This window comes from Nocardioides cynanchi (genome assembly GCF_008761635.1).
Classification (GTDB): Bacteria; Actinomycetota; Actinomycetes; order Propionibacteriales; family Nocardioidaceae; genus Nocardioides; species Nocardioides cynanchi.
Window position 1 is genome coordinate 1,403,624 of record NZ_CP044344.1, and the last position, 16,129, is coordinate 1,419,752.

A 16,129-nucleotide genomic window follows, 5' to 3' on the forward strand; every position below is an offset into this window, starting at 1 on the left:
AGCTTTCCCCGGTGTACCGGTGAACGAGTCGCTTCCCGGCCGAAATTCCGGCTGAGAAGCGACTGCTTCGGCTGAGAAGGGCTGCGCCCGACGGCCCGCGCATGGTCCACAGCGAATCCTTCAGCACCCCGACTCCACAGACAGGAGCAACGGGGATCTCGCACCCCGCGGTCTTCGGCGACCATCCGGTCATGTACCTGGATCCTCAGCTATACGCCATCTGTCTGCAGAAGGGCGCCTTCCTGCGACGCGAAGCAAGGGCGCTGGGCTACACCGACGGCGAGATGGGTCGTCTCCTCCGCACGAGGACCTGGCACCGACTCCGGCACGGCGCCTACACCTTCACCCAGATCTGGGACGAGGCTGACGGTCTCCGCCGGCACCTCCTCGTCAGTCGGGCGGCCTACCGGACTGCGCGGGCCGAGGTGGTCCTCTCACACACCAGCAGTCTCTCAGTCCATCGTCCAGACGTCTGGGACCTCGCTCTGGACGCCGTACACCTGACCCGGCGCGACGGGAGGGCGGGACGTCGAGCCGCCGGCGTCGTGCAGCACTGCGGACGGGTGGAGGTGGGCGACATCGTGCACAGCCAGGGGTTCGACTACATGTCGGCGACCCGGACTGCCTTGGAGGTCACGACGATCACCGATGTCGAGCACGCGTTGGTCGTGGTCAACGACCTGCTGCACCGGCGACTCACGACCCGCGAGCAACTTCGCGAGCGGTACTCACGGATGGAGCAGTGGCCACACACTCTGAGAACCGACATCGTGCTCCGGCTGTGCGATCCGCGCATGGAGTCGGTGGGCGAGTCACGTAGCGACTACCTCTTCTTCCGGCAGGGCCTCCCCCGCCCGATCCCCCAGCTGGAGGTCCGCGACAGCGCAGGACGGGTCGTGGGTCGCCTGGACTTCGCCTGGCCGACCCTCGCGGTGTGGGTCGAGTTCGACGGGCGCCGCAAGTACGACGAGCTGCGTCGACCGGGCGAGACCGAGGCCGACGTACTGATGCGCGAGAAGCGTCGGGAAGAGCTGATCCGGGAGATCACCGGGTGGGAGTGCGTTCACATCACCTGGGCCGACCTTGCCCACCCCGAGCGGGTCGCTGAACGCATCCGGGCAGCCTTTGCCCGGTCCGCGCGTCGCCTTGGCTGACCCGGCTCGATGCATAGCGTCCCGCGAGAGTTCTCAGCCCAAGCCGCTGCTTCCCCGTCGAAATTTCGGCTGAGAAGCGACGGTTTCCCCGGTGCACCGGGGAAAACGCTCCCCACGACGCACGGAGGCCCGGTCGGGAGCCGACCGGGCCTACGTGGTGGAAGCGGATGAAGCGGGTGGTGCAGAGGTGGTGCGGTGTCAGCTGGCGCCGCCGGTGAGCTTCTCGCGGAGCGCCTGGAGCGCCTCGTCGGAGGCCAGCGAGCCGCCGGTCTCCTCGCCCTCGGCAACGTCGTCGGTGGTCCCGGAGGAGTACGTCGTGGCCTCGCTGGCCTCGACCTCGGCCTGCTTGGCCTCCTCCTGCTGCTTGACGTGGGCCTCCCAGCGAGCGTGCGCCTTGGCGTACTGGTCCTCCCAGACCTTGCGCTGCTCGTCGAAGCCCTCGAGCCACTCGCCGGTCTCGGGGTCGAAGCCGTCGGGGTAGATGTAGTTGCCCTGCTCGTCGTAGGTCGCGGCCATGCCGTAGAGGGTCGGGTCGAACTCCTCCGCGTCACCGGCGGTCGCGGTCTCGTTGGCCTGCTTCAGCGACAGCGAGATCCGGCGACGCTCGAGGTCGATGTCGATGATCTTGACCATGACGTCGTCGTTGACCTGGACGACCTGCTCGGGGATCTCCACGTGGCGCTCGGCCAGCTCGGAGATGTGCACCAGGCCCTCGATGCCCTCCTCGACGCGCACGAACGAGCCGAAGGGCACCAGCTTGGTGACCTTGCCCGGCACGATCTGGCCGATCTGGTGGGTCCGGGCGAAGTGCTGCCAGGGGTCCTCCTGCGTCGCCTTGAGCGACAGCGAGACCCGCTCGCGGTCCATGTCGACGTCGAGCACCTCGACGGTGACCTCGTCACCGACGTTGACGACCTCGCTGGGGTGGTCGATGTGCTTCCACGACAGCTCGGAGACGTGCACCAGGCCGTCGACGCCACCGAGGTCCACGAAGGCACCGAAGTTGACGATCGAGGACACGACGCCCTTGCGGATCTGGCCCTTCTGGAGCTGGGTCAGGAAACCGTGACGCACCTCGGACTGGGTCTGCTCGAGCCAGGCACGACGCGAGAGCACGACGTTGTTGCGGTTCTTGTCCAGCTCGATGATCTTGGCCTCGAGCACCTGGCCGACGTACGGCTGGAGGTCGCGCACCCGGCGCATCTCGACCAGCGACGCGGGCAGGAAGCCACGCAGGCCGATGTCGAGGATCAGGCCGCCCTTGACGACCTCGATCACGGTGCCCTCGACGACGCCGTCCTCTTCCTTGACCTGCTCGATGGTGCCCCAGGCGCGCTCGTACTGGGCGCGCTTCTTGGACAGGATCAGCCGGCCTTCCTTGTCCTCCTTCTGGAGGACCAGGGCCTCGACCTTGTCGCCGACGTTGACGACGTCGTTCGGGTCGACGTCGTGCTTGATCGACAGCTCACGGGAGGGGATCACGCCTTCGGTCTTGTAACCGATGTCGAGCAGGACCTCGTCCCGGTCGACCTTGACGATGGTGCCCTCAACGATGTCGCCGTCGTTGAAGTACTTGATGGTGGCGTCGATCGCGGCGAGGAAGTCTTCCTCAGAGCCGATGTCGTTGACGGCCACCTGGGGCGCGTCGATCTCCGAGAGGTAGGCGGTACTGCTCGTCATAAGGGTAAGAGGACCTTTGAGTGGATGGAGTTGTGCGGACACGCGAGAGGCCTGTTTCACTACCGCAGATGGCCCGCGGCCAACGCATGGCTGGTTCGCGGAAGAGATAGCGAGCCGGTGTCCGCTCGGTCCGGGACGTGGGCAGACTTCTGGCGCGTGGCAATTCTAGGCGGGGGCGCCGCGATGCGTCCAACCGGCGGGTACGGCGTGCAGGTCACCGGACTCCGCGATCGCGGTCAGCAACCCGGCGGCCCGGTCCGCCACCGGGTTGTCCCCCGCCCGCGACGCGAGGTCGACCAGCGCCCACAGGTCGGCGGCCCGGGCCAGGTCGAGGGCCTCCTCCGGACTGCCTCCGCGGCGCTCGCACCACGCCCGGAGCACCGCCTCCACGTAGACCGGGTGCCGATCGAAGCGGAGCAGGTTGCCCAGGTCGGTGAACGGATGGCCCGCGTGGGCGAACTCCCAGTCCAGCACCCCGGTGACGGTCAGCGTGGCCCGGTCGACGAGGAGGTTCTTCGGGTTGAGGTCCGAGTGGACCAGGCAGGTCCGGCCCACGGTGTCGCTCAGGTCCTGGGCCCGCTCGGCGAGCCGGGTCAGCGAGATCAGCCGGTCGGCCGGCCACGCCGGCCCGGACAGGCTCTCGGCGACGAACCCGGGCAGGTCGCCGGTCACCCCGAAGTCGCCGACAGTCAGCGACGCGTCGAGGAACCTCCCCGCCCGCAGCGTCGGCATGCCGCTCAGGTCCGCGGCGATCGTGCCCAACCGGGCCCCGAGGCTCGCCAGCCCGGCCCGGTCGAGGTCGGGCAGCACGAGGTCGCCCCGGTCCCCCGCCAGATGAGCCGTCACCAGCAGGCCTGGCTGGTCCGCGGCGGCCGAGCCACGTCGTACCTCCAGGACGTCGGGCACCGGCACCAGCCCGCGCACCAGGCGCAGCACCGAGGCGTCGATCTCGGGCGCAGCGTCGTCGCGTCGGCCCGGGGTGTAGATCCGGACCACCGTGCGCTCTCCCCCGGCCTCGGCCAGGAAGGTCTCGCCGGACCAGCCGCCCGCCAGCGGGGTCAGGCCGGGCACGTCCATGGCTCCACGCTGTCACACCTACTAGGGTCGGTGCCGTGGCGGACCACCTGCCCCAGCGCGTGCGGGTCGAGCGCCGCCCCGTGGACGAGGCCGAGTCGCGTCGCGCCAACGGCCCGGACTGGGACCGGTACGCCGACGAGTACCAAGCAACGCACGGCGACTTCCTCGGCAACACCGGCTTCGTGTGGGGTCCGGAGGGACTGACCGAGGACGACGCCGGTGTCCTCGGCGCGGTGGAGGGCAAGGACGTGCTGGAGGTCGGCTCCGGCGCCGGCCAGTGCTCGCGCTGGGTCCGCCTTCGGGGCGGCCGGTCGGTAGGGCTCGACCTGTCCCTGCGCCAGCTCCAGCACTCGCGCCGGCTGGACGAGGAGTCGGGGGTGGCGGTGCCGTCGGTGCTCGGGACGGCGACCCGGCTCCCGTTCGGGCCGGGCACCTTCGACGTGGTGTTCTGCAGCTTCGGCGCGCTCCAGTTCGTCGCCGACATCGACGACGCCGTGGCCGAGGTCGCGCGGGTGCTCCGGCCAGGTGGCCGGTTCGCCTTCTCGGTCACGCACCCGACCCGGTGGAGCTTCCCCGACGACCCGTCGGCCGCCGGCCTGACCGCGGCCACGTCGTACTGGGACCGCACGCCGTACGTCGAGGTCGACGACGAGAGCGGCCGGGTGGCCTACGTCGAGCACCACCGCACACTGGGCGACTGGGTCGGTCTGCTGGCCGGGCACGACTTCCGACTGGTCGCCCTGGTCGAGCCGGAGTGGCCCGAGGGGCACGAGCGTGTCTGGGGAGGCTGGTCGCAGACCCGCGGACGGCTCATCCCCGGGACGGCGATCTTCGCCGCCGACCTGCCGCCGGGCTGAGCCGGGTCAGGACCTCGAGAGCTCGACCGGCTGGTCGGCCGAGCCGTCCGAGCCCGCGCCCCGCCGCCGGCGTAGCAGCAGGCCACCGACGACCAGGCAGATCAGCCCGACGACGAGACCGACCAGCGGCAGCGTGGTCTCGATCAGCTTCAGCTGCGCGGCGCCGTCCTTGGCGGTCTTGACGTTGTCGGCGATCGTCTGCGGCGTGTACTCGGCGCTCAGGTCCAGGGCGACGCCGCCACCGTCCTTCAGGGTCCGGACGTCGTGCAGCTTCTGGTCGATGATCTTCCCGGTGCGCTGGTCGATCGTGTAGGTCTCGTCGAGGTTGTAGAAGCCCTTGATGCCGTGCCCCAGGTCGATCGGGGCGTGGGAGATCACCTGGTGGTACTGCCGGCAGTTGACGCCCTGCACGGTGACGTTGCCGACGTACGTCGCGGGGAACGCCTTCTTGGTGACGTCGTCCCAGACCGGGTAGGTGATCGGCTTGTTGTTGAACGGCCACTTGTTGGTCAGACCCTGCACGGGCTGGGCGTTGGTGACCGACGGGTCCTCGACGGCCAGCGCGGTCACCCGGTCGGCGGCCCAGTTGGACTGGGTGTTGCTGATCAGCCGCGGGTCCTGCTTGGAGTACCGGAGGCAGTCCGGCGGGTTGTCGGTGTCGATGTTCACGCAGGTGCTGGTCACGAACACGACCACGTCGCCGTGGCTCTTGTTCGGGTCGATCTGGGTGATGTTGGTGATCTTCACCGGGAGGTTGGTCTCGACCTTGCCGGTGGCCGCGTCGAGCTTGTCGGCGGTCCCGGTGAGGTAGGTGCGCTGGTAGGAGTTCAAGGGGGTGCGCTCGGCCTCGCCGGGAGCCCAGAACTTGGCGACCCCCGCCGTGGTCAGCAAGAACGCGCCGAGGAACAGGAGCAGCCAGGCAGGCCAGACCTTCTTCATGACGCATTCCCTCCCAGACACGACGCCAGTGGACGGACCCTAGCAGTTACCGACCAGTCAAGTTAGGGGCCTGAAGACCCTCGCGCGCCGCCTTGTCCGACCGGTCCGCGGCGCTGTCCGGACGGCTCCTGGTGGCCTCCGCCGGAGCCCGGAACGCCCCTTGCCCTGTGGCATACTCCCGCGAGTGTCGGCTCGCGTGATGTCCCACCCGGAGCTGCGGCACCGGACCGGCTCCGACGTACGACGCCTCGGTCTGCTCGTGATCGCGCTCGCGCTGGCCTTCCGGATCTGGTCGCTGGCCGGGTCGTGGTTCTTCTTCGACGACCTGGCCTTCCTGTCGACCGGCACCAACGACCCCCTCACCTGGCACTTCGTCGGGCGCAACTACGCGGGCCACCTGATGCCCGCAGGGTGGCTGGTGATCAAGGCCCTGGCCACCTGGGCGCCGTACCGGTGGGGCGTGTGGGCCGGTGTGCTGGTGGTGCTCCAGGCCGTCGCCTCGCTCGGCATGCTGAGGCTGCTGCGCAGCATGTTCGGCGAGACCCGGCTGGTGCTGGTGCTGCTGGCCGGCTACTGCTTCTACGTCTTCACCCTGCCGGCAGGTCTCTGGTTCGCCGCCGGGATCAACCAGCTGCCCCTGCAGGTCGCCCTGGTCTTCGGGCTGCACGCCCACCTGGACTACCTCCGCACCCGCCGCTGGCAGTCACTCGCGGTGACCCTCGCCTGGACCGTGCTCGGGCTGGCGTTCTACGAGAAGGCCGCGATCCTCTTCGGGTTCTACGCGATCCTGGCGCTCGGCTGGTTCGCGCGGGGCAAGCTCACCGAACGGGTGACGATGCTGTGGCGCGACTACCGCGTCGGTGTGCTGGCCCACGGGGCCGTGGCCCTGCCCTACGTCGCGATCTACCTGAAGTTCGGGCTGCACGGCACGCAGCCGGCCAGCACCCTGCTCAGCTCGGTCGGCTACCGCCTGGTCGCGGTCGCCTTCAGCACGGGGGTCATCGGCGGGCCGTTCGAGTGGCGCTCGATGTCGGCCAACTCCCTGGCCGCGCCCAGCGACCTGATCAGCCTGGGCTCCTGGGTGGCGGTCGGCTCGCTGGTCTACTACGCCCACAGCACCCGGACGGCCAGCCGGCGCGCGTGGAGCCTGATCGCGTTCAGCCTCGCGGCCAACGTCTATCTGCTCTCTTCGGCACGAGCCGACCTGGTCGGCCCGGACATCGGGCTCGAGTACCGCTACCAGACCGAGTCCGCGGCGATCTTCGTGATCGCCCTCGGCCTGGCGTTCCTGCCGCTGGTCGGCGCCCCGGAGGTCAACCGGTTGCGCGAGGGCGTCCCACGACCGCACGAGCGGCCGGTGGTGATCCGCACCGTCACGCTGATCGTGGTCGCGTTCTCGCTGGTCTCGAGCCTGGCCTACGTGCGCAACTGGCAGGACCACAACCCCACCAAGCCCTACTTCGACCACCTGGCGAGCAGCATCTCCGCCACCCCTGACAAGCCACTGCCACTGGTCGACCTGTCCCTCCCGCAGAACCTGCTCTGGGCCTTCGGCTACCCGGAGAACACCGACAGTCACATCTTCCGGGCCCTCGACTACCCCGTCACCTACCCGGACACCTCGGTCGACCGGCTCTACGCGATCAAGGACGACGGCGAGCTGACGCAGGCGATCGTGCTGCCCGCACGGTCGATGGTGGGTGGCTCCGGCTGCGGTTACGTCCTGCACCGCGCCCCGACCGACATCCCGCTGGACGGGCCGGTGGTCGGGGGCGGCTGGTGGATCCGGATGGAGTACGGCGCGCCGCGCGCGTTCGCGGTCCGGATCGGGATGGGCACCAACACCACACGGATGAAGCTGCCCGCCGGTGCCCACACGGCGTACTTCAAGGCCGACGGCAGCTACGACACGGTGCACCTGGCCAACGACGCCGCCGGCCGGAGCGCCTGCATCACCCACCTGGTCCTCGGCAACGCCGTTGCCCAGCTGCCCACCCCGTGACCGCCACCCTGCGCCACTGGTGGTTCGGCGACGACCGCGACAACCGGTGGGTCGTGCCGCTCGCGGTCGGGCTCGTCGTCGCGGAGCTGGCCTTCCGCGCCTGGGCGTCGTTCGGCTCCTGGTGGAACGGCGACGACTTCATCATGATCGCCCGGGTGTTCGGCCCGGGCGGCACCACCGTCCCGGGTCTCCTTGCCGGCTTCGCCGGTCACGTGATGCCGGGGGGCTTCTACCTGACCTGGCTGCTGACGAAGATGTCGCCGTACGACTACGCGTTGCCGGCTGCGTCGCTGCTGGCGATGCAGGCGCTGGCGGACGTCGGTCTGCTTCGCCTGCTGATGCTCGGCTTCGGGCGGCGGTGGGGCATCCTCCCCCCGCTGATCGCCTACCTGGCGACGTCGTACACGGTGGGCAGCGCGGTGTGGTGGGCCACCGGGGTCCAGGCCTTGCCGGTGCAGATCGCCTTCTTCTGGGCGATGAGCTCCCAGGTCACCTATCTGCGGACCCGGCGTCCGCTCGCGGCACTGGCGGCCCTGGCGTGGGTGGGGTTCGCGCTGCTGTTCTACGAGAAGGCGATCCTGGTGATCGGCGCGCTGGCGATCGTCACCGTCGCGTACTTCACCCAGGGCACGGCCCGCCAGCGGCTGCGCCAGGTCTGGACCAGGTACCGCGTCTCGGTGCTCGCCAGTCTCGTGCTCGGTGTCGGCTACCTGGCGGTCTACGTCCACTACGGGCTCAACTTCGCACCTGCGACTGCCACCCACGTCCCGATCGGGCCGACCGCCGACGTGATGGTGCTCCGCGGCTGGGGGCCGGTCGCGCTCGGCGGGCCGCTGCGCTGGCGGCACGATCCCACCGAGCCGATCTCCTACGCCAACCCGCCGAGCATCGTGGTGCTGCTGGCCTGGGTCTGCCTGGTCCTGCTGATCCGTGAGATCGCCCGGTCGCGGTCGTGCTCGCTGCGGGCCCTCTGCCTGCCGGGTTTCTTCCTGGTCAGCGACCTCCTGCTGGTCACCGCCGGCCGGGCGGCGGTCTTCGGTCCTGCGATCGGCTTCGAGTATCGCTACATCACCGAGCTCTCCGCCGTCACCGCCACCGCTCTCGCCTTCGCCACGATGCCCGTGCGAGGGGCGGTCGAGGAGGTGCAAGTCGTGCGACCGAGCGCCCTGCTGGACCGTAGGCGGACGGTCGCCATCGCCTGCGCTGCGGTCGCGGCGCTCGGCACGTTCTCCGCGTCGACCTTCGTCCACAACTGGCACCGGGACATGGTCAACCGCGCTTACATGACCCACCTGGTCCACGACGCGCGGACCGCGCCCGCCGGGACGCAGGTCGTCGACGCGGCGGTGGCGCCGGAGGTGGTGTTCGGCTTCGCCCATCCGAACAACCTGCTGAGCCGGCTGCTGGCCCCGGTCGACCGCCACCTGCGCTACGTCACCGCGGCCACCGACCAGCTCGCCTACCCCTCGACCGACGGGCACCTGCGGCAGATCTCCGTGCTGCCCACGCGACATGTGGTCTCGGGGTCGACCTCGGGATGTGCCAACCGGCTCCGGCACGGCGTGCGGACCCTCCGCCTCGACGCACCGTTCGCCCTCGCCGGCGGCTGGGTCCGGGTCAGCTACCTCGCCACCGCCGACAGCTCGATCACCGTCAGCGCCGGCGGGGTCAGCCACCGGACCAGCATCACCAGCGGACTCCACGTGCTGTACTTCTCCGCGGGCGACCAGCCTTTCGACTCGATCACCCTGGGAGATCTGATCGGCGAGGCGCAGCTGTGCACGGACAACGTGATCGTCGGCCAGCCCGCGTTGACAGGAGGCTCGTGAGCACCACCGACCGGACCTTCCCGACCCTGAACGCCGTGCGCGGCATCGGGGCGCTCATGGTGGTGACCACCCACTCCGCCTTCAACACCGGGCAGATCCTGCGCGGCTGGACCGGCGGGCCGCTGGCCCGGCTGGACTTCGGGGTGCCGCTGTTCTTCGTGCTCTCCGGCTTCCTCCTGTCGCGACCGTTCTTCCTGGCGATCGGCCGCGGCGAGCGGCACCCGTCGTACCGCCACTACCTGTGGAAGCGGGCGCTGCGGATCCTGCCGCTCTACTGGGTGGTGGTCGTCGTCGCGATGGTCTTCGACCCCGCGAACCACGGTCTCGGCTGGGAGGTGTGGGTCCGCCAGCTGACGCTGACCCAGCTGTACTTCCCCACCCTCCTGCCGGAGTCCCTGACCCAGATGTGGAGCCTGTGCACCGAGGTCCTGTTCTACCTCGTGATGCCGCTGACGGCGTACCTCCTGACGGCGTCGCGCCGGCGGCGCGGGCTGCACCTGCCCACCGTCTGGGTGCGCGGCCTGGTGCTGACCGCGCTGGCGCTGGCCTGGCAGGTGTGGTTCGCCCACATCCCCGGCAGCCAGGGCCACTACCTCCAGTGGCTGCCCGGCTGGATGCCCCAGTTCCTGGTCGGGATGCTGTTCGCGGCGGTCAGCGCCGACCTGGCCCTGCACCCGCGCACGCGCCGCCCGCACGTGCTGGACCGGATGGGCACCGACCTGACCGGGTGCTGGATCCTGGCGGCGGCCCTGTTCGCGATCGCGTGCACCCCGGTCGCCGGCCCGCGCACCCTGGCCATGCCGCTGGGCTGGGAGTCGGGCACCAAGGACCTGCTCTACACCCTCGCCGCGGCCTTCTTCGTGCTGCCGCTGATGTTCGGCCCGGAGCTCGCCGGGCGGGTGCGCCCCTACCTCGCGGGCCCGGTCCCGACCTGGCTCGGAGACATCTCGTACGGCGTGTACGCCATCCATCTCTTCGTGATGGGCGTGCTGTTCCGGGTGCTCGGCATCGTGCCGTTCACCGGGCACTTCTTCACGATCCTGGTGCTCGACACCGCGATCACGCTGGTGGTGGCGACGCTCTCCTGGCGCTACTTCGAGAGCCCGATCCTGCGGCTGAAGAACCTGCGCTGGATGATGCGGATCGAGCCGGACGCCACCAGGGCCGACCTGGAGTTCCAGGCGCGGGCGCAGGAGCACTCCCCCGCGCACGAGCCGGCCGGACCAGCGCCACGCTGACCGCCGCCACCGCGACCATCGCCCAGACCTGGGCCCACGACAGCGCCCAGGACTGGCTCTTCACCGGGCCCCAGGTGAGCCCGAGCACCGCGACCAGCAGGGCGAGCCCGGCGGCGTAGCCCCAGCCGTCGAACGAGCGGAACCGCCACGCCACGACTGCACCGGCCGCCAGGACGGCCAGCCCGACCCAGCCGGTGAAGAACCCGGCGGCCGCCACCACGAGCACGGCATCGAGCCACCGACCCGGCGCCGCCCCGAGCGGCGGCAGGTCGCGGACCGTGCCGCGGGCGGTCGCCCGCAGCCGGAGCGGGGTCGCCGCGACCGCGCAGCCCAGGGCGAGCACGGCACCGAGGATCAGGAGCCCGTCGAAGAGCCGGGTCGGCGTGAACCTCAGGTCGACCCGGGCCGCGGGGCCGGCCGGCACCACCCAGCCCTGCTGCCAGCCGTCGACGCGTTGGGCGGCCAGCACGTGGCCGTCGAGGGTGGCCTGCCAGCCGGGGTTGACGTTCTGCGTCAGCGACAGGACCGAGGTGGCGGTGCGGGCCGGCAGGTCGACCGAGGTCGGCAGACCTCCGGCGTCGCGGTGCACCGTCGCCGGTCGGTCGGTGCCGAGAGCGGCACCGGGTCGCTCCAGGGTGACCGAGTCGACCCGCAGCGCGCCGGTGGGCGGAGCGAGCACGGTGGCCGCGCCGTCCAGCACGACGTACGGCGTGACTCCCGGCAGGGCACACACGTGGAGGGGCACCTGCGCTCCCCGCAGCAGGCTGCGCACGTTGGCGATGGCGCTCGTGTCGAAGATCGAGCCCCCGATCGCGAGCTTCGGCCCCTGCCCGCAGGGCACGTCGAGGGGCCGGAAGACGTCGTGGGTCAGGCCCCGCCCGTTGATCCGGAGCTCGGAGATGCCCGGCCCCAGCTCGGAGAAGCGCTGTCCGTCGGGGGTGAACGCCGGGTAGGTCGACTCCACCCGGAGACTGAGGTCGCGCACCCGCCAGTGCGGGAGGGGAGCCCTCCCCTGGGTGTCGAGGTCGACCACCTGCTGCCGGTGGCCGGACCGGACCAGGAGGCGCTGCGGGAGCGACGCGGCGGCTCCCGGCTGCAGGTCGAGGGCCAGCTGGGACAGCCGGGTGCGGTGCGGCAGCCGGAGCCGGATCAGCGGGTGCGAGGAGGTCGCCACCCAGGTCGTCGAGGGGTCGCCGTCGGCCAGGGCGCCGCTCCCCTGGGCCGGGTCCCCCTCGCCCTGGTGCGGCACCACCACCCGGACGCCCGTGTGCCGGAGCAGCGTCGACCAGACCGCGTCGGTGCGCCGGAGCGAGGCGGTGGCCGCGACCGTGAAGCGGGAGGGGTCGGGCACGCTCAGCCGGCGGGCCAGCATGTCGCCGTCCTCACCGGGCTCGCGCAGGGCCGGGTCGCACGGAAAGGCGCTCTGCACCTCGACGCACGGGAACCGGTCCGGGTCGCGGGAGAGGGAGACGACGTCGACCGGCGCGTCGGACAGGGGCGCCGGGAGGTCGAGGTAGCGCTGCGGCCGGAGGCCGTCGATGTGCACCTCGCTGAGCCCGACCGACCCGGTCAGCAGGGGCCCGGCGTAGACCGGGGAGATCCGCAGCGTCGAGGTGCTCGGCAGTCCCACCGGGTACGACGCGTCGCGGCCGGGGCGAGGGGCGGGCACCGTCCGCGACTGTCCCCCACCGGAGATCACCAGGGACGTCAGCGGCACGGAGCCCACGGCCACGCTCACGCCGACCCGGGAGACCGTGCGGGCGTGGGTGAAGTCGGCCTGCCACCACTGCTGCTTGGGGTCGGCGTCGCGGGCCGAGAGCCAGGCGGTGTCCGGGTCGCCGTCGAAGACCGCTCCGGGGTGGGCCCCGATCACCAGCGGCGGCACGGCGTCGGCGTAGGCCTGGGAGGTGCTGGCCTCGACACCGGACACGCCACCACTCCAGGACACGGTGGTGTCCCAGCGGGCGTCGTCGGACACCAGCCGATGAGACTGCTCCTTGCCGCTGAGCCGGAAGGGCTCGCCGGCCGTGAGCGTGCTCGACTCGTTCCAGCGCACCGCAGGGAAGTTCATCTCGCGCCGCTTGAGGTCGTCGGTGAGCACCTGCCCGGTGATCGGGGCGGTCGGACCGGACGCGTCGGCGGCCAGCAGCGGCGGGACCGGTGCCACGTCTGCCAGACCGCTGTCCAGCGGCGAGGACGGGTCGCCGAGGAGCACCTCCCCGACGCTCGACAGCGCGGCCGGTTGCGGGTCGCGGACCTGGTAGACGTCGATCGACCGGGCCAGGTCGGAGATGCCGCTGTTCTGCACGATCCGGGTCCGGTCGGCGTTGTCGACGTAGCCGTAGGCGCTCGCCGACACCAGCGGCCCGAACGACTTGACCAGGGTCAGCCCCGGCGTCGCGGACAGCACCGCCTTGACGTAGGTCGGGTCGGGCGCGCCGGTCAGGATCCGGTCCAGGTCGTTGCGCACGACCAAGGCCCCGACCCCGTTGGCCGCGAGGTACGACGCCAGCCGGGGCTGCGGCTGCCCCGACTCCACGGCCCGGGTCACCGCGTCCAGGAAGACCACGTTGCCCGGCTGGGCCAGCGGCACCACGTTGCGCACGGCCCAGGGGCTGGTGGCCAGGCCCTGGAGGATGTCGTCGTGGGAGTTGCCCCAGGTGTAGACACCGAACGGCGCCGCCGGCAGCTCCAGCGCGACCGAGCCGTCGTCGTGGCCGGCCAGCCAGGTCGCGGCCGACGTCCAGTACGAGGGGACGGTCCGCACCCCGTCGCTGGCTGGGATCACGCCGTACAGCCAGGGCGTGAGCAGGGCGAAGACCGCCGCACCGACCGCCGCCCGGAAGACCCGCAGGGTGAGCACCGAGCCGAGCCTGTGGATCAGCTTCGGCAGCTCGGTCAGGGCGTGGGCCAGCCCCAGCACCAGCGGGATGCGGAGCACCACGTCGAACTTGTGGACGTTGCGGAACGGCGCCAGAGCGAAGTCGAGGGAGCTCAGCCGGTCCCCGGCGAAGAAGCCCGGCAGGTCGCGGGCATAGCCGAAGCCGACCAGCATCAGCCCGGTCAGGAGGCCCCAGACCAGGAACCTGCGGTGCGGGTGGCCGGGCAGGCAGATACCGAGCAGCCCGAGCCCGGCGACCAGGGCGGCGTCCACCAGGAGGTACGGCGTTCCGACGACGTGCAGGCCCGAGCCGAAGTCGGGGCCGCCGAAGTAGGCGACCCAGTCGGAGATCCCGAGCAGGCTGCGGGTCAGGTCGGTGGGCAGCGTGGTGATGGTGGCGTTCTCGATGTAGTCGAGGAACGGCGGCGCGTAGCGACCCAGGAGCAGCAGCGGTCCGCTCCACCAGGCCGTGGCCAGCACCGTGAAGAAGGTCCACCAGCCCAGCAGCCGCCAGCGTCGCGGGCCCGGCTCCCGGGTGAGCAGCCAGATCACCCCGAGCGGCAGCACGGCGGCCACCGCCACGGCGTTGACGCCCCCGCAGCAGCAGACGACCAGGGCGCTCATCGCAGCGGCACGGCGGACCGACCCCCGGCGCGAGCCGCGCACCAGCGGCAGCAGCACCCACGGTGCGAGGGCCATCGGCCAGACCTCGACCGACACCACACCCACCAGCGTGGTCATCCGGGGTGTCAGCACGAAGACCAGGGAGGCGACGAGCCGGGTCAGCTCGCTGCCCATCAGCAGCTCCTCGAGGAGCCGGAGCATCCCGAAGAAGGCCAGGCACAGCAGCAGCGCCCACCAGAGTCGCTGGATCATCCACGGCGGCATCTGGGCGAGGTGGCCGAGCGCGAAGAACGGGCCCATCGGCCAGGCGTAGCCGTAGCTCTGGTCGGGCACCTGGCCGAACGCGGCGTCGGGGTCCCACAGCTGGAGGCCGCGGGCCAGGAAGCGGCCGGGTGCGGTCAGCAGGTCGAACTTCGTGTCGGCGACCATCAGGCCGCTGCCCTGGATGAAGGCCAGCACGGTGAGCACCGCGGCGTACCCCGCCTTGCGCACCGGGGAGCTGAGCGCTCCCTCGTGCGGCGTACTTGGTGGGGGCTGGTCGGGCGGGAGCCGGTCGGGTGGCGCGACCCTGGTCTCCGGCCCGTCGAGGGCCGTCGACCGCACTGACATGGCCGCCACCCTACCGGCCGGTCACCTGGCTCCGGAGGCGCCGTGGGCGTCCGGAGGGGTGGCCCGTACCCTCCTCCCATGACCGAGCCGGCCGCTGTCGATCCGCGGCTGTTCGACGGTCTCCAGATCGCCTGTCTGAGCTGGCGCGACACCCACAACCCCGAGGGCGGTGGGGCGAGCGGGCGCTCGAGGAGGTGGCCGAGGGCCTGGCCGCGCGCGGCGCCCGGGTCACCGTCTTCAGCGCGGCGCACGCCGGCGCCCCGCCCGAGGACGAGATCCGTGGCGTCCGCTACGTGCGCCGTGGCTCCAAGCTCTCGGTCTACGCCCGCGGCATGCAGGCCCTCGGCCGCGGCGACCTCGGCGACCCCGACCTCGTGGTCGACGTCCAGAACGGGCTCCCCTTCTTCAGCCGGCTGGTCACCCGCCGGCCGGTGGTGGTGCTGGTCCACCACGTCCATCGCGAGCAGTGGCCCGTGGTCTACCCCGGCTTCACCGGCACGGTCGGCTGGTGGATCGAGCGACGCCTCGCCCCCTTGCTCTACCGGCGCTGCCAGTACGTCACCGGGTCCCGGGCCACCCGCGACGAGCTCGCCCAGCTCGGCGTGGACCCCCGCCGGATCGCCGTGGTCCACTACGGCACCGACCGCCTCGGCCCGGTCCAGGCGGCGAAGACCAGCGAGCCGAGCATCTGCGTGGTCGGCCGGCTGGTGCCCCACAAGCAGGTGGAGCACGCGATCGACGCCGTGCTCGAGCTGCGCAAGGAGCTGCCCGGCACCACCCTGACCGTGGTCGGCAGCGGCTGGTGGGAGGCGGAGCTGCACGCGTACGCCGCGGCCCGCGACGCCGGGGACGCCGTCCGGTTCCTCGGCCAGGCCGACGAGGCCACCAGGGAGCAGGTGTACGAGGAGTCCTGGGTGCTGGCGCTGCCCTCGCTCAAGGAGGGCTGGGGGCTGGTGGTCGGCGAGGCCGCTCTCGCGGGCACCCCCACGGTCGCCTACGCGAGCGCGGGCGGGACCCGGGAGTCGGTGGTCGACGGGGTCTCCGGGCTGCTGGTCGACGACCAACCGGAGTTCGTGGACGCGCTGCGGCGGTTGCTCACCGACCACGAGCTGCGGGCACGGCTGGCCGAGGGCGCCCGCACGCACGGCGGGCGCTACACCTGGGACCAGACGCGGGCCGGCTTCGCCGACGTGGTGCGTCGGGTGCTGGCCGGAGAACGGGTCTCGACCGACTAGGGCG

The 16,129-nt window shown here is 71.4% G+C and carries 9 protein-coding genes and 1 pseudogene; 6 read left to right on the forward strand and 4 right to left on the reverse strand.

The genetic code is table 11. From position 1 onward, the window contains the following. Nucleotides 1–191 precede the first annotated feature (191 nt). Complete coding sequence (locus E3N83_RS07010) at nucleotides 192–1,154, forward strand: hypothetical protein (RefSeq protein WP_151082614.1); 963 nt, start codon at nucleotides 192–194, stop codon at nucleotides 1,152–1,154. Between the two features lie 198 nt (nucleotides 1,155–1,352). Here the strand turns inward: E3N83_RS07010 and rpsA are convergent, their stop codons facing one another. Together rpsA and E3N83_RS07020 are read right to left on the reverse strand one after the other, a co-directional pair. Then, entirely contained in the window at nucleotides 1,353–2,834 is a 1,482-nt protein-coding gene (gene rpsA / locus E3N83_RS07015) for a 30S ribosomal protein S1 (RefSeq protein WP_151082615.1), read from the reverse strand. A 165-nt stretch (nucleotides 2,835–2,999) separates the two neighbouring features. After that, complete coding sequence (locus E3N83_RS07020; protein WP_151082616.1) at nucleotides 3,000–3,911, reverse strand: phosphotransferase family protein; 912 nt, start codon at nucleotides 3,909–3,911, stop codon at nucleotides 3,000–3,002. A gap of 35 nt (nucleotides 3,912–3,946) precedes the next feature. Here E3N83_RS07020 and E3N83_RS07025 point away from each other — a divergent pair, with 35 nt between their 5' ends. Continuing rightward, complete coding sequence (locus E3N83_RS07025) at nucleotides 3,947–4,768, forward strand: class I SAM-dependent methyltransferase (RefSeq protein WP_151082617.1); 822 nt, start codon at nucleotides 3,947–3,949, stop codon at nucleotides 4,766–4,768. 6 nt (nucleotides 4,769–4,774) lie between these two features. Here E3N83_RS07025 and E3N83_RS07030 read toward each other — a convergent pair whose 3' ends face one another. After that, nucleotides 4,775–5,707: a PorA family protein gene (locus E3N83_RS07030; protein ID WP_151082618.1), complete on the reverse strand. Its 933-nt coding sequence runs from the start codon at nucleotides 5,705–5,707 to the stop codon at nucleotides 4,775–4,777. A gap of 199 nt (nucleotides 5,708–5,906) precedes the next feature. On the opposite strand from E3N83_RS07030, the gene E3N83_RS07035 reads away from it, so the two are divergent. The 3 genes and pseudogenes from E3N83_RS07035 to E3N83_RS19955 form a co-directional block, all read left to right on the forward strand. Continuing rightward, on the forward strand, nucleotides 5,907–7,709 hold the full coding sequence (locus tag E3N83_RS07035) for a hypothetical protein (protein WP_151082619.1): 1,803 nt from the start codon (nucleotides 5,907–5,909) through the stop codon (nucleotides 7,707–7,709). Next, a complete protein-coding gene (locus E3N83_RS19490; RefSeq protein WP_191907995.1) occupies nucleotides 7,706–9,538 on the forward strand; it encodes a hypothetical protein in 1,833 nt (610 codons plus the stop codon). The genes E3N83_RS07035 and E3N83_RS19490 overlap by 4 nt, the downstream gene beginning before the upstream one ends. Nucleotides 9,539–9,594: 56 nt before the next feature. Beyond that, nucleotides 9,595–10,560, forward strand: a pseudogene (locus tag E3N83_RS19955) (acyltransferase family protein); the annotation flags it as partial. 37 nt (nucleotides 10,561–10,597) lie between these two features. Here E3N83_RS19955 and E3N83_RS07045 read toward each other — a convergent pair. Further along, nucleotides 10,598–14,890, reverse strand: coding sequence for an alpha-(1->3)-arabinofuranosyltransferase domain-containing protein (locus E3N83_RS07045; RefSeq protein WP_151082621.1), 4,293 nt, complete (start codon nucleotides 14,888–14,890; stop codon nucleotides 10,598–10,600). 194 nt (nucleotides 14,891–15,084) lie between these two features. Here E3N83_RS07045 and E3N83_RS07050 point away from each other — a divergent pair, with 194 nt between their 5' ends. Beyond that, nucleotides 15,085–16,125 carry a glycosyltransferase family 4 protein gene (locus E3N83_RS07050; protein WP_238343106.1) on the forward strand — a complete coding sequence of 347 codons (1,041 nt, stop codon included), beginning with the start codon at nucleotides 15,085–15,087 and terminating at the stop codon, nucleotides 16,123–16,125. Nucleotides 16,126–16,129 lie beyond the last annotated feature (4 nt).

What these genes read in the sequence shown, in the direction of transcription:
- E3N83_RS07010 (WP_151082614.1), top strand. Translation starts at nt 192, where the DNA reads ATGTACCTGGATCCTCAGCTATACGCCATCTGTCTGCAGAAGGGCGCC.
- rpsA (WP_151082615.1), bottom strand. Translation starts at nt 2,834, where the DNA reads ATGACGAGCAGTACCGCCTACCTCTCGGAGATCGACGCGCCCCAGGTG.
- E3N83_RS07020 (WP_151082616.1), bottom strand. Translation starts at nt 3,911, where the DNA reads ATGGACGTGCCCGGCCTGACCCCGCTGGCGGGCGGCTGGTCCGGCGAG.
- E3N83_RS07030 (WP_151082618.1), bottom strand. Translation starts at nt 5,707, where the DNA reads ATGAAGAAGGTCTGGCCTGCCTGGCTGCTCCTGTTCCTCGGCGCGTTC.
- E3N83_RS07035 (WP_151082619.1), top strand. Translation starts at nt 5,907, where the DNA reads ATGTCCCACCCGGAGCTGCGGCACCGGACCGGCTCCGACGTACGACGC.
- E3N83_RS07045 (WP_151082621.1), bottom strand. Translation starts at nt 14,890, where the DNA reads ATGTCAGTGCGGTCGACGGCCCTCGACGGGCCGGAGACCAGGGTCGCG.